Consider the following 13,851-nt stretch of genomic DNA (forward strand, 5'->3'; position numbering starts at 1 on the left):
GCGCGTCTCTTTTAGAGGTGCATATATGCAGGAAAAACATCAAAAACGTCTTTATTTGGCCATTTTACTCTCGGAGAGTAGTCATATTTTTTGCTGTGTGTTGCCAACATTGTTCAGTCTGGTCAGTGTTCTGACGGGGCTGGGGTTGATGGTAGCGGTGCCGGGGTGGCTGGTTTCTTTTCATGATGTCATGCATGAATGGGAAGTGCCGATGATTATTGCCTCTGCAACTGTGGTGGCTTTGGGCTGGGCGCTTTATTTTTACAGCAAACACATTGATTGTCATGATACTGGGTGTTGTCATGAACCGTGCGGGCCGCGGAAGAGAACGGCGAATAAAATTCTGGTCGTGGCAAGCTTGCTACTGGTTTTTAATGTCAGTATTTATTTCGGGGTTCATCGTGGTGTGGATTCTCAAGATTTGGCTTCTGTGCATGAGCATTCTCACGAATAAACGTCTTCGGGGTTAAAAATGCGATTTACGTCAATGAATTTCATTTGACCTGAATTTGCATCTGCCTGCAGGTCGATTTCACGATAAAAACAGCTTTCGCGGCCAGTGTGGCAGCTGGCATCGGGGTTCATTTCAACACTGATCCACAGGCAGTCCTGATCGCAATCTGTTCGCATATGGATAATTTTTTGTGTGTTGCCGCTGCTTTCGCCTTTGTGCCAGAGCTTTTGGCGGCTGCGGGACCAGTAATGGGCCTGCCCCGTTTCGATAGATTTGCGGATGGCCTGTTCATTCATCCAGGCGAGCATCAGGACTTTGCCGGTTTTGGCGCTGGTGGTGATACAAGGGATCAGGCCATTGGCATCGAAGCGCGGGAGAAAGGTGAGGGTTTCTTCGTCTTGTTTTTTGTTGTTCATTTTTAAAATTCCTATCGTCGAAAACGGACCTTATCGACCCAGATTTGTTCATCATATTTGTAATATTTGCGATCTCCGGCTACGCGCGGGTCAGCATAGACACAATAAATATCTTGTGCTGTACGTCGTCCGGTAGTTTTTTTGATTCCCGAATCAAGAAACATTACTTTTGGGTAATCAACGTATTTGAGTTCAATATGCCTGCCGTTTACGGGGATATGACGAAGATCGCCTTGCCCCAGTTTGAGGCGCCCAGGGTTAGTAAGAGCCCACTTGCGGGAGTTTTTACAGATGGCGGCGGCGAGTTGGAGTTCGTTATAGATCTGAATCTGGTATTCTCTGCCGAAACGTGGTCCCAGGGTGATGTAAAGCAGAGCGAAGACAATTAATCCGGCCGGGATGAGGCGGGATTTTGACTGGTTTTTGAGCCATTTTTTAACGTTTTTGCTTTTCTCATTCATGTTCGAGATGTTTTTTGTCTTTGAATGTAGCGGGCTTCGTAAGCATTCCAGATGGCTTCTTCGCATTTGATTCCCTGGAGCTTGTAGATTTGTTGAAGGCCTGTTGGTGATTTGGGGTTGATCTCGGTTACGTAATTACCAATGACGTCGAGGCCTACAAAGACGAGGCCGCGGCGGACGAGTTCGGGTTTTAGCATGTTGCAGATTTCGCGGTCGCGGGGCGTGATTTTTCCGATGGCAGCGCTTCCGCCGGCTGCGAGGTTGGCGCGGGCATTGTTTTCTTGAGGAACACGGAGGAGGGCGGCGATGGGCTCACCTTCTACAACAATGAGGCGTTTATCACCTTTGCGGATTTCAGGCAGATATTTCTGTACGACGAAGGGTTCGGGGTGGAGGCGGCAGAACATCTCAAATACAGCCTGCAGGTTGGGATCGTTGGGTTTGATGTGGTAAACATCCATACCGCCAAAGCCATTGAGCGGTTTGAGGATGAGATTGGGATGTTTTTTTTGAAATTCACGAATTTTATCCAGATTGCGAGTTATCAGTGTTGGTGGAGCTAGTTCAGGAAAATGCGTGATTAACAGCTTCTCCGGAGATTCCCGTACGCCTGTCGGGTCATTCAGGATCAATGTTTGATCTGAAATATGGTCAAGGATGTGTGTGATTGTGTTGTAAAGAGATGGGTTATTAAAATCCTGCCGCATCAATATGATATCGAACGTTGTTAAATCTGTTTCTTCAAAGGCGCCAAGAGTGAAATACGCATCTTTTTTGCGTCGAAATTGCAGCGGTGCACAGGGTGCACTGAGCTTGCCATTTTTAAGGCTAAGTTCAAGTGGGGAGTAGTAAAAGAGTTTGTGGCCGCGCTTTTGTGCTTCAAGCCCTATGAGAAAGCTTGAGTCTTTCTTATAGTTCAGGCTTGCGGGATGATCCATTTGCAGGGCGACTTTTAATGACATCGGAATGGCTCTTTCGCTTGATTTACTGCGTAAAGTATAATAGCTAGGGTATTCATAACAAAAAAGCAAAAAATATATGTCATTTGAAGAGCTTGGCTTAAGCGAAAATATCTTAAAGGCGATTGCCGATTGTGGCTATGAAAAGCCGACTCCTATTCAGGAGAAGGCTATTCCGAATATCCTGATGATGCGCGATGTGGTTGGTTTAGCGCAGACAGGTACGGGCAAGACGGCGAGTTTTACGCTGCCGATGATTGAAATCCTGCATGGCGGACGGGCGAAGGCACGGATGCCGCGTTCGCTGATCCTGACGCCGACGCGGGAACTGGCGGCGCAGGTGGCAGAAAATTTTGATACGTACGGGAAGTATACCAAGCTTAGCAAGGCCTTACTAACAGGTGGGACATCAATGGGCGATCAGATAAAACTGCTGGAGCGGGGCGTTGATGTACTGATCGCGACACCGGGGCGGTTGCTGGATCTGTTTGAACGCGGTCAGATTTTGCTGACTGACATCAAGGTTTTGGTGATTGATGAAGCCGACCGGATGCTTGATATGGGCTTTATTCCCGATATTGAGAAAATTGTAAGTCTGGTGCCGTTTACGCGTCAGACGTTGCTGTTCTCTGCGACAATGCCGCCGGAAATCCGTAAATTGACAGAGAAATTTCTTAGCAGTCCGAAAGAGGTTTCGGTGGCACGCGCGGCGACAACGGCAAAAAATGTTGAGCAGTTTGTCGTACATACTGATCCGCGGCGTAAGAGAGAGGTCCTGGGAAAAATTATTGAGCAGGAAAATGTGCAAACGGCGTTTATTTTCTGTAATCGCAAGCGTGATATTGACGGGCTGGTGCAGTGGTTGAAGGGTAAACATTATAATGTGCGCGGGCTTCATGGCGATATGCCGCAGAAGATACGCACTGAGACGTTGGAAGCGTTTAAGAATAACGAGATTACGCTTCTGGTTTGTAGCGATGTCGCAGCGCGCGGACTCGATGTGGATGATTTGTCGCATGTATTTAATTTTGACGTGCCGATGAACGCGGATGATTATGTGCACCGGATTGGGCGTACGGGGCGCGCGGGTAAAGATGGGCGGGCATGGATGCTAGCAACACGGGCTGAGCAGAAATATCTCGATGCGATTGAAAAGCTGATTAAAGAGATCATTCCTGAAGGCGTTGTGGGTGGCTCTGGGCCTGCAAAGAAGGATGTTTCGAATGCCGACGGGGCTGAACGCGATGGACCTAAAGACAAGCCGCAGAAGTCTCGTGCTCAGTTCGAGTCTAATGTGGCGCGTAAGTCTGAGGAAAAAAGGGATAAACGCCTTGGAAAACCTGTTTCTAAAGGGTGTAAGCCACGCCGTGACGATGATCAGGGTGATGTTAAGGGGTTTGGTGATGAAATGCCGTCTTTTTTTGGTAAGGCGGAGTGATACGTCTTGACCTGAGCCTGTGGGCACGGGCACACTTAGGGAGCGAAGAAGAATAGGGTTACAGGCCTTTTTCATAGACCTTTAAGTCAAATATATGCGTAAAATTCTCATTGTTTCTGTTTTTTTGATATGTGCGCTGGCGAATGGTCCGGCGCGGGCCCAACTTCTGACCGGATATCAGCCGGTGGCGAGTGAGGTTGAGGTTTCAGGCGTGCCTGAAGCTGAGGCTGCTGTGCCTGTTGAGGTTTATGTGCCGACGCCACGCGTTGTTCCAAAATCCTCAGCACCATTGAGGTTCCAGATTGCTTCTGCGTCTGGAGAGGGTTTTTCTTCGCAATATAGTCCGCTTTTAACACAAAGTTACGATCTTGAGAGAGGTGATTCCGCTCAGAGAGACGGTGAGGCGCCGGTGGATATTCAGGCGGACCAAATGTTGCGTGATGAGCTGAGCAATACGGTGAGTGCGTCGGGAGATGTGATGATTGTGCAGGCTGGACGGATTTTGCGTGCTGATGACGTGCTTTACGATCTTGGTATTGATCGGGTACAGGCTGATGGAAATGTCGTGCTGAATGAAGAAAATGGCGATATTCATTTGACGGATTATGCGGCTTATAGCAACGCCTTGCGCGATGGCGATGTGGAGCGTTTGCGCAGCGTGTTGAATGATGGTTCCCGTTTTACAGCGGAGCGTGGGCGTTTGGAGGGCGGTACAAAAATCACGATGGAAGGCGCAAGTTATACGCCATGTGAGCCTTGTGAAGAAAAGCCTGATCGTCCACCTGTTTGGCGCATTGTGGCTTCGGAAGTGGAGCATGATCAGGAGGTTCATCGCGTTTCTTACCGTCATGCACGCTTTGAGGCGCTGGGCGTACCAATTGCCTATACACCGTATTTTTCACATCCGGATGGTACGATTAAGCAAAAGAGCGGGTTTTTGTCTCCGTCTTTTGGATACAAAAGTGAACTCGGGGCTTTTGTTGAAAACAGTTATTATTGGGCGATTGCGCCTGATCATGATGCGACTTTTGGCTTGATGGCGATGACGAAGCAAGCGCCTTTGGGGCTGGCAGAGTATCGCAAGCGGTTGAAGGATGCATCGCTGGAGCTTAGCGGCGGAGTGACCTCTTCAGATCGGACGGACCGGACGGCGGGTCAGGATGTGGCAGAGGAGGATGAAATGCGCGGACATGTTTTTGCTGAAGGGCGATGGGACATTGATGAGAAATGGCGTGCGGGGATGAATGTTAATTGGGCCTCTGATGATCAGTATATGCGTCAATATGACTTTACCGATGAAGATGTGTTAAAGAATGAATTATATGCAGAGCGTTTCTCTGGCCGCGATTATGCGGCGGTGCGGCTGCTGTCTTTTCAGGATATTCGCATTCGTGAAACGCCGCTGGATCAGCCAGGTATTTTACCAGAAATGCTGGCGAGCTTTCAGGGGGAGCCGGGGGCTGTGCCTTGGGTCAAGGGACAGTGGTATGCGGACGCTTCCGCTTTGGGATTGCGTCGTGAAAGAGGCGAGCAGGATGTGCAGCGTTTGAGCGTTGGTAGTGGTTGGAAACGCCGCCTAGTGTCTGATTATGGATTGCTAACGCGAGTCGATGCGAATGTGCGTGGGGATGTGTATCATACTACCGATCGAGTGGTTGCGACGACTGCGTCTGGACGCAGTCGTTCGTCGACCGATACGCGGGTTTTTCCGCAATTTCATATGCAAAGCAGTTATCCGATGGCGCGTCCGTTTGAGCGATTTCAGGTCCGGGTTGAGCCGCTGGTGGCGTTTACTTTCGCGCCTAATCTAACGGGGGAGGACAGTATTCCTAACGAAGATAGTAATGATGTGCAGATTGATGCTAGTAATGTTTTTGAGTCTAATCGGTTTCCCGGTCTTGACCGGGTGGAAGATCGCAGCCGGGTTACTTATGGTTTGCGCAGCGGGCTTTTTGGTTATGAGGGGAGTTTTGGAGATGTGTTTTTGGGGCAGAGTTACCGGTTTGATGAGGATGATAATCCGTTTCCGGCCGGGTCTGGGTTAGAACGTCAGGAGTCCGATTATGTCGGGCAAATTTCTGCAAGTTATAAGGATATTTACGATCTGGATTACCGGTTTCAAATGGGGAGCAATGATTTGAATTCCAAACGCCATGAAATTGATGCAAACGCGGATTGGAATCGTTTTCGATTAAATGTGCGGTATTTGTATGCAGGTGAGCTCGAAGGCACCGATATTGAAGAAAGCCGGGAGCAGATTGACGCTTCGGCGCAGTTTTATTTTGATAAGGAGTGGCGCAGCCGTTTTGGAGCAACTCAGGATTTAGGGAAGGAGCCAGGTCTGCGTAAGGCTTTTGTAGGCTTGGATTATCTGGGGCAATGTTTATTCTGGTCTTTTACCGGAGAGCGGAATTTAACGCGGGATGCTTCCGGGGATAGTAGCACTGAAATTTTATTTCGTGTTGGCTTGAAAAACCTTGGTGAGTTTGAGGAGTCTTCTTTACGATCGGTTCATGAAAGTGGTGGTTGAAACCAGTCCCTTTTTGCGAATATGATGGCCATAATTCTTAAACCATAGACGTATCCAAATCCAGGAGTTTTCAGCACGTGAATATCCTTGTTGATCCCACAATCCATATGTGGTTCGGGCTGTTTATTACAGTTGCGGCTGTGGTTTCGTTTATGCGCGAAAAGGTTTCGATTGAGATTACAAGTCTAGCCGTGCTGACTGCCTTGTTGGTTTTTGGACAGGTATTTCCCTTGCCTGATGCGGCTGGAAAAAACCAGATTGATTCGACGGCGTTGCTTTCGGGGTTTGCCAATCCGTCCTTGATTGCCGTGCTTGCGCTGCTCGTCATGGGGCAGGGGATGATACAAACAGATTCCTTACGGATTTTGACGTCTATGTTTGCGAGATCAGGCGCTAAAGGCGGGTGGCTTACGATTTTTGCGTTGATGGTTTTTGTCTGTGTGATGAGCGCGTTTATGAATAATACACCGCTAGTCATTATCGCAATTCCAATTGTGCAGGTATTGGCGCATTACGTGGGCTTATCGGAAAGCCGTATTTTAATTCCGCTTAGCTATATTGCGATTTTAGGCGGGATGACGACGCTGATCGGCTCGTCCACTAACCTTTTGGTTTCCAGTGCGATGGAGGATTTGGGTTACAGTCCGCTTGGTTTCTTTGAGTTTGTCGTGCCGGGGGCGATGTTGGCTGTGGTCGGGTTTGTTTATGTATTTTTTCTGTTACCACGTTTTTTGCCGGATCGTGCGAACATGGTTAGAGATCTGGCCGGATCAAAAAAGGAATTTGTAGCGGAAATTGATGTTGCAGAAGATTCTAAGTTGATTGGTACGCAGTGTGTTGAGGGGCGTTTTCCAGGTTTGCCGGATTTGAATATCAAGCTTATTCAGCGCGGCGGCCATTTGATTCTTCCACCGTTTGAGGGGTATGCGATCGAAAGCGGTGATATTTTGATTATTTCCAGTACACGCGATAGTTTGACGGCTTTGCTGGCCCAGCATCCCGCGTTTTTGTTGTCTGAGGAGCAGGCGCAAGTTATGCAGAAAACTGCTGCGCAGGATATTGTTGAAGGCGATGAAGGGGGCAGTACGGGTAATGAAGTGGAAGCGCTGGAAACACGGGTTTTGGCGGAGGTTATGATTACGCCGGCTTCACGGTTGATTGATATGTCTTTGGAGCATGCGAATTTTCAGCGTCAGTTTGGGGTTGTTGTTCTGGGGATTCAGCGTCGGGCAAAGGTTGTGCGGCGGCGGTTGGGGCGTATTCGTTTGGAATCTGGCGATGTTTTGTTGGTTGCCGGTCCGCACAGCACAGTCAATGCTATGCGTGAGAGTACGGATTTTATTGTGCTTTCAGGATCAAAGCGTGATCTTCCTGTGTTGGGGAAAACGCCGATAGCTGCGGGGATTTTTATTTCTGCTATTGGGCTTGCGGCGGCTGGCTTGATTAGTATTCCTGTGGCAGCAATTGCCGGAGCAGCAGGTATGATTGCCACCGGATGTTTGAATATTCGTCAGGCGACGCGGGCGATTGATAGGAAGATTTTTCTGTTAGTTGGTTCTATGCTTGCGCTTGGTGTGATTTTGGAGTCTTCAGGTGCGGCGCGTTCAATTGCTGAAGGGTTGTTGACTTTGCCTTTTGTTGATACGCCGCTTTCTGTTTTAGCTGTGCTTTTTATTCTGGTGGCAATTGCGACTAATGTGTTGAGCAATAATGCGTGTGCGATCTTATTTACACCGATTGCCATGAATCTGGCAGGAAGTATTGATGTTCCGCCGGGGCTGAACTTTGATATTTCTCATCTTTTTGCTGTGACGGTGATTTTTGCGGCGAATTGTTCTTTTGCTTCTCCGATTGGTTATCAAACGAATTTGCTGGTTATGGGGCCGGGACATTACCGGTTCCGGGATTTTGCGCGTGCCGGTATTCCTCTTGTCCTGCTTTTGTGGGGTGCGTATATTTTTATCGTGCAATATTACTACGGACTTTAAAGTAGGCTTGGAATAAGCTTCGAAGAATATAGGTATCATGCGACTATCATCTTATAACCCTCAGGATCGTTATCGACGCCGCAATTCGGAGAGGATGGCCGGATTCATGGTTGTAATTGGCGTATTGCTGCTGGCTTTCGGGTTGGGGTTTTGGCTGGGGGGGCAAAATGCCGGGCAGCAGGAGTGGTTTTTGAGGACACGAAACGAAGCTTTGTTGAGTGAGCGTGAAACGTTGCAAGACAGTATTACGCAGTCACGAGCGGAGGCGCAGACGGCGCAGGCACGTTATAAGCAATTGCAGGAAGCTTACGAAGATATGTTGCCGGAGGGGCCTTTGCGGGATTTGGTGGCGCTTCTGAAACAGCAGCTTGATGAGGGGCGTTCTGCGGAGCGGTTGGAGTTTTTAATTCGGAGCGCTCGTCCGCCGCGTAATTGCAGCGAGCCGGAAACGAAACGTTTCGTGGTCATGAGCCCGGCTTATGATGGGCCGGAGAGTCAGATTAGTTTGGCTGAAGGGGCATTGATCGTGAAGGGAAAGGGGCGATCGGCGGTGAATGCGAGCGGGCAGCCTGAGGCGTGGTACGACCCTTCAAAGGAGGTTGTGATCGATTTTATTGTTGACGGGGCATTGATGAAAAGCAAAAGCGGTGTGATGCCGCTGCGTCATTCTGTGGTGGTAGAAAACCGTGAATATCGTCTGAACGTTGCGGAAGGGGCGCGTTCTTTTGCTAAAGTGACTTATGATAGTTGTGATTATCCCTAGAATCTTTAATCTCTTTCGGGTTTAATTCCTCGCCGTTTGCGGCGTAATCGTTATCGCGAGCGCAGCGAAGCGATCCAGTGCCACAAGAATAAATTCTGGATTGCTTCACCGCCTTTGGCGGTTCGCAATGACATGATACCTCGCCTCTTGGGGCGGGGGTGTTCATTCGGTTTTTGTGGCTGGAAACAGTGTGTCGATGAGCGGAGCGAAGTTTGGTTTGATTTTGAAGTCAAGTGAAAAGCTGTGTCCTTGCATTAGGTGTGGGTTTTTACCTTTGCCAAATACGCTGATATGGACATCATCGGGCAGCGCCCCTGACGCTTTGATTTCCAGAAGGTCGTAGTGGAAGTTTTCCAGTGCCAGTTTCATTGTTTCCTTTTCAAATTCTTCCATTTCCATGAGGTCGAACAAGGCGCCTTCTTTGAGTTTTAAGATTCCGACACCTTTATTTTTCAGGTAGAGATTATCGATTATGAGCTTGCCGTTTTCTTTATAAAGGATTGCGCTGCCTTCAAGGTAGCCTGCCGCGTTCCAGTTTGATTTTTTAAATGCTTGAAGCAGGTCTTTGAGGTCAATTTCGTTGATTTTGAGTAAAGTTTTTTTATTTTTGTCTTGGTCGGATGGGGCATCGATTTTTGTGCCCAACGTTTTGATGGTTAAGGCGCTAGGGGTGATTTGGCTTTTACGAATTTGCAGTGACAGGGAGCAGTTGTGTTCTGGTTTGAAGTTACGAATAGCGCAGGGGAGCGATTTTTCCAGAGGGCCGGAAAGAGTTTTCCAGTCTTTCAGTTTGATTTTTGCGCCGCTGAGCGTTAGGGGGATTGGGCCATAGGGCAACATGCTGTGTTTAGCCAGTTGAAACTGGAGCGTGCCGGATATTTTATTGGCTGTGGTTGTGAAGTCACCTTGCATATTGACGGTGCCGAGGGCGTCAGGGGTGGATGTTAGGCTCGATAGTGGAAGCAGGGCAGCTTGAATTTCACCTGTGTATCCTCCCTCTTTTTTTATGGTTATATTTCCTTTTATATCAATATTTTGCTCTTCATTTTTAATGTTAAATATTAAGTTTTTTTGGTTGGCGAAAATAATATCGATATTGTTGAGTTGTTCTAGAAAAGTCAGGGTATCTCTGGGGACCGGGAGTTTCTTTTGTTCTTTCAGATAGTCGAAAAGATTTGCCAGTTTATCTGTATGTAAAGTTCCTGAAAAAAGCGAAGGCGCACGCATATTGGGAATGTCGAGAGCGAGTTCAAGCCCTTCAATGCCAGCGGATTTTGCAGCGAGGATCATTTGCGGTTCATGAACTGTTCCTTCAAGTGTCAGGGCGCCTTTTTGCCATGGCAATTCCGCGACATTAAGGCCTCCTGCTTCCAGTTCACCGAGAATGCGGATTGGGAGCATGTTTTGACTGCTGAGATTGATTAATCCTGCGAGGCGTGATGCACGCAAATTGGGCAGAGTGACTTTGCCTTGCTCAAGTTCCATGCGTAGATCCCAGAAGCCTTTGTTGCTGATTTGGCCTTCCAGACTGGCTGTGGCGCTGAGCGTACGCTGCGTAGCTGTGATTCTGCCTTGTAGATTGACGTGCTGTCTTTGTGGGCGCGCTTGCATGTCCAGACTTAGAGATGTGCCGCCCCATTTTTGACTGAGCACTGACAGGCGTGCATTTTCAATTTCTATGAGCGTGTTTTTAAGTTTAAGTATTTGTGGAAGGGGGGATTGTACGTCGTTCCATCCGGCTATGGTGATTTTGCCTTGCGGGTCTAGTTCTCCGGTTAAATCGAGGCCGGACAGGCGCAGAGAGTTAATTTTTCCAAGCAGAGCAAGTTTCAGGGGATTGTAGGTTATTGTCAGGTTTTCGAGTGTGCTGAAACCATCAGGGTCAAGAGCGATGTTTTGATAGACGGTTTGTCCAAGTTTCTTTTCGGCCGGTGGGAGGGTATAATTTTCAAAACCTGCTTCATTCATGGTTTGTCGGAGTCTGGTCTCAAGGTGTTGAGGGATGTTCAGCCATACATAACCGGTGACGCCGATGGCTCCGGTCATGATTAGGAGTGCGAGAATTAAAATCGGGCGTTTCATGACGCCTCATCATCGCTGTATGTTGGTTAAACGTCAATGTTAGGGGTTTAAACTCAGCGCACATATTCCTGCGGTAAGAGCTAAAAAGCCTACCAAGGAAGAAAAACGCCCCAAATGGCTAATCCGAACGATAAAGGGATGATAATTACCGATAGTCTCAGCAGGTGTTTTTGTGATTCCTTGTAAGAGGTTTGGGAAAATTTTTGAGCTTCTTGCTCAAGGACTCGTTTGGTTGTTGGAAATAATGCGACAAGCTTGTTTCCTAGAATCATCCCAAACAAAAGAGCGAAAAAAAGAGGTGAGACGGTTACCAGAATTGGCCCTATTCCTTCCGCATTGGCGAGGGTTTCTTCTGGAAAGATGTATGCGTGCCATTGTGAAAAACAATAGAGGCTTAAGAGCCAGATTAGAGAAGTGGACAAAATAACAGACGGAATTAATAAAAAATTCTGGAGACTTTTCCTTCGTTCAGCACGTCTTTTAGCTTCGTGGCCGTAGTCAATTGTGCGATAGAGTTGGCGTTTTATCCAATTCAAGTTTTTTATCCCTGGTGCGGTGCGAATGTTTTTACCTAAACGTCAATATCGCTGGCGAATTCGGCGTTGTCTTGAATGAATTGAAAGCGGGGCTCGGCGTTTTTGCCCATCAGGCGTTCGACGAGATCATCGATGTCAGCCTGTGAAGCGCCGGCTTCAAGCGGGTTTTCGCCTTCCAGACTTTCCAGTTCTTCACCGGACAGTCCTATAGCGAGTGCGGCGGCGGCTTCGGGCAGGGTTACGCGTAGCAAGGTGCGGCTGGCTGGGTTCATGGTCGTTTCTTTGAGCTGTTTTGCGGGCATTTCTCCAAGACCTTTAAAACGGCTGACTTCAACTTTTTTTCCTTTGAATTCCTTGGTTTCCATCAGTGCATCTTTGTGTTCATCGTCTTTTGCATAGGCGCTGTTATTGCCTGCGACGAGGCGGTAGAGCGGGGGTTGGGCGAGATAGAGGTGCCCTTCTTCGACAAGTTCGCGCATTTGAGTATAAAAAAAAGTGATGAGCAGCGCGGCGATATGGGCGCCGTCAACGTCTGCATCGGTCATGATGATGACGCGTTCATAGCGGAGTTTGGAGAGGTGAAAGTCTCGGCCAGCGCCGCAGCCCAGAGCCTGGATGAGATCTTGAATTTCCTGATTGGCGCGGATTTTATCGGCGGTGGCGCTGACGACGTTGAGAATTTTGCCGCGCAAGGGTAAGATGGCCTGTGTTTCGCGGTTGCGGCCTTGTTTGGCTGAGCCGCCTGCGCTATCACCCTCAACGATGAAAAGCTCGGTGTCTTCGGCATTGGCGCGTGAACAATCGGCGAGTTTGCCAGGCAGACGCAGCTTTTGTGTGGCGCTTTTGCGGGCCTGTACGCGGTCCATTTTACGACGCAGGCGTTCTTCGGCACGCAGGATGATGGCGTTTAGTAGCTTGGTGGCTGAAGCCGGGTCACCGGAAAGCCAAAGGTCGAAATGGTCTTTTATGGCGCTATCAACCCATTTGCTGACAGCTGAACTGGCGAGTTTTTCTTTGGTTTGGCCTTGAAACTGGGGGTCTTTGATAAAGACAGAAAGCAATATAGCTGCGCCGCCCAGCACATCGTCAGCAGTGATGATATTTGCCTTCTTTACGCCGATCATTTCGCCATAGGCGCGCAGGCTTCGTGAGAGTGCGGTGCGCAGCCCGGTTTCATGGGTGCCGCCTTGTGGTGTTGGTACGGTGTTGCAGTAGGAATGGCTAAAGCCTTCACCGTTTTCAGGCCATGTGATGGCGAATTCAACACGACCTTCATTACCGGGGAGATCGGCTTTGCCTGCGAAGGGGTTGGGGATTACTGTTTTGCGGTTATGTAGCGTGGCGTCAAGGTAGTCAAGCAGTCCGTTGGGGAATTTAAATACGGCTTCAGGCGTGATTTTGCTGTCTTCAGGGATAATTTCGTGGGCGCATTTCCAGCGAATTTCAACGCCGGAATATAGATATGCTTTGGAGCGGGCCATCTGAAACAGCCAGCCGGGTTTGAAGCGGGCTTGTGAGCCGAAAATGTCAGGATCGGGGTGAAAAGATACGGTTGTGCCACGGCGGTTGTTAATGGCGCCTAAATCTTCGAGTTTTGAAGTTGGGAGGCCGCGGGAAAAGCTTTGGCGGTAGAGTTTCTTTTCGCGGGCGACTTCGACCCACATGTTATCGGATAGGGCGTTGACGACGGAAATTCCTACACCGTGCAGACCGCCTGAGGTTTCGTATGATTTTCCTGAGAATTTTCCGCCTGAGTGTAGTGTGGTCATGATGACCTCAAGAGCTGATTTTCCGGGGTATTTCGGGTGTTCGTCAACCGGGATGCCGCGGCCATTGTCACGGATGATAAGAGAGTAATCAGCCTCAAGGGCGATTTCGATCCAGTCGGCGTGGCCCGCTACGGCTTCATCCATTGAGTTGTCCAGAATTTCGCCGGCCAAGTGGTGCAAGGCGCGCTCATCTGTGCCGCCAATATACATGCCGGGGCGTTTGCGAACAGGCTCAAGTCCTTCCAAAACTTCAATTGAAGAGGCATCGTAGTTGTTTTTTGATGCAGCAGAAGGTGGAGCGAATAAATCAGACATATTATTAAACTCTGTTACTTTGTACGTGAGCGTTAAAAAAAATCGTACTTTGTTTTTGTGTAAAGTTCTATGGCCTGCAAATCAAGGGCTTTAGCCTATGTGTAGAGGGGAATACACGGATTTTTAAGCCTGGTATGAAT

General features: G+C 48.7%; 11 protein-coding genes. 5 read left to right on the forward strand and 6 right to left on the reverse strand.

Annotated elements, in window-relative coordinates:
- The first annotated feature begins 25 nt into the window (after positions 1-25).
- Positions 26-454 carry a hypothetical protein gene (locus tag H6859_02460; GenBank protein ID USO06081.1) on the forward strand — a complete coding sequence of 143 codons (429 nt, stop codon included), beginning with the start codon at positions 26-28 and terminating at the stop codon, positions 452-454.
- Here the strand turns inward: H6859_02460 and hisI are convergent.
- Genes hisI through gshB form a run of 3 tightly spaced genes read right to left on the reverse strand, consistent with a single transcriptional unit; the run spans position 445 to position 2,293 of the window.
- Complete coding sequence (gene hisI, locus H6859_02465) at positions 445-870, reverse strand: phosphoribosyl-AMP cyclohydrolase (protein ID USO06082.1); 426 nt, start codon at positions 868-870, stop codon at positions 445-447. The two genes, H6859_02460 and hisI, sit on opposite strands and share 10 nt — an antisense overlap.
- A gap of 11 nt (positions 871-881) precedes the next feature.
- The gene (locus tag H6859_02470) at positions 882-1,331 is read right to left on the reverse strand and encodes a hypothetical protein (GenBank protein USO06083.1); all 450 of its coding nucleotides are present in this window, start codon (positions 1,329-1,331) and stop codon (positions 882-884) included.
- Positions 1,328-2,293, reverse strand: a complete 966-nt coding sequence (gene gshB / locus H6859_02475; protein ID USO06084.1) for a glutathione synthase — start codon at positions 2,291-2,293, stop codon at positions 1,328-1,330. Before gshB ends, H6859_02470 begins: the two co-directional genes overlap by 4 nt.
- A gap of 76 nt (positions 2,294-2,369) precedes the next feature.
- On the opposite strand from gshB, the gene H6859_02480 reads away from it, so the two are divergent.
- From H6859_02480 to H6859_02495, 4 genes are all read left to right on the forward strand, one after another.
- Complete coding sequence (locus H6859_02480) at positions 2,370-3,728, forward strand: DEAD/DEAH box helicase (GenBank protein USO06085.1); 1,359 nt, start codon at positions 2,370-2,372, stop codon at positions 3,726-3,728.
- Positions 3,729-4,137: 409 nt separating this feature from the next.
- Complete coding sequence (locus H6859_02485) at positions 4,138-6,258, forward strand: LPS-assembly protein LptD (protein ID USO06669.1); 2,121 nt, start codon at positions 4,138-4,140, stop codon at positions 6,256-6,258.
- 77 nt (positions 6,259-6,335) lie between these two features.
- A complete protein-coding gene (locus H6859_02490; GenBank protein USO06086.1) occupies positions 6,336-8,246 on the forward strand; it encodes an SLC13 family permease in 1,911 nt (636 codons plus the stop codon).
- A 37-nt stretch (positions 8,247-8,283) separates the two neighbouring features.
- Complete coding sequence (locus H6859_02495) at positions 8,284-9,009, forward strand: hypothetical protein (GenBank protein ID USO06087.1); 726 nt, start codon at positions 8,284-8,286, stop codon at positions 9,007-9,009.
- A gap of 162 nt (positions 9,010-9,171) precedes the next feature.
- Here the strand turns inward: H6859_02495 and H6859_02500 are convergent, their stop codons facing one another.
- From H6859_02500 to parE, 3 genes are all read right to left on the reverse strand, one after another.
- Positions 9,172-11,091, reverse strand: a complete 1,920-nt coding sequence (locus H6859_02500) for a YdbH domain-containing protein (protein USO06088.1) — start codon at positions 11,089-11,091, stop codon at positions 9,172-9,174.
- A gap of 89 nt (positions 11,092-11,180) precedes the next feature.
- Complete coding sequence (locus tag H6859_02505; GenBank protein ID USO06089.1) at positions 11,181-11,627, reverse strand: hypothetical protein; 447 nt, start codon at positions 11,625-11,627, stop codon at positions 11,181-11,183.
- 35 nt (positions 11,628-11,662) lie between these two features.
- Positions 11,663-13,711 (reverse strand): DNA topoisomerase IV subunit B, encoded by a 2,049-nt coding sequence (gene parE / locus H6859_02510; protein USO06090.1) that lies wholly within the window; start codon positions 13,709-13,711, stop codon positions 11,663-11,665.
- Positions 13,712-13,851: the final 140 nt, after the last annotated feature.

Source organism: Rhodospirillales bacterium (genome assembly GCA_023898785.1).
GTDB lineage: Bacteria > Pseudomonadota > Alphaproteobacteria > Micavibrionales > Micavibrionaceae > TMED27.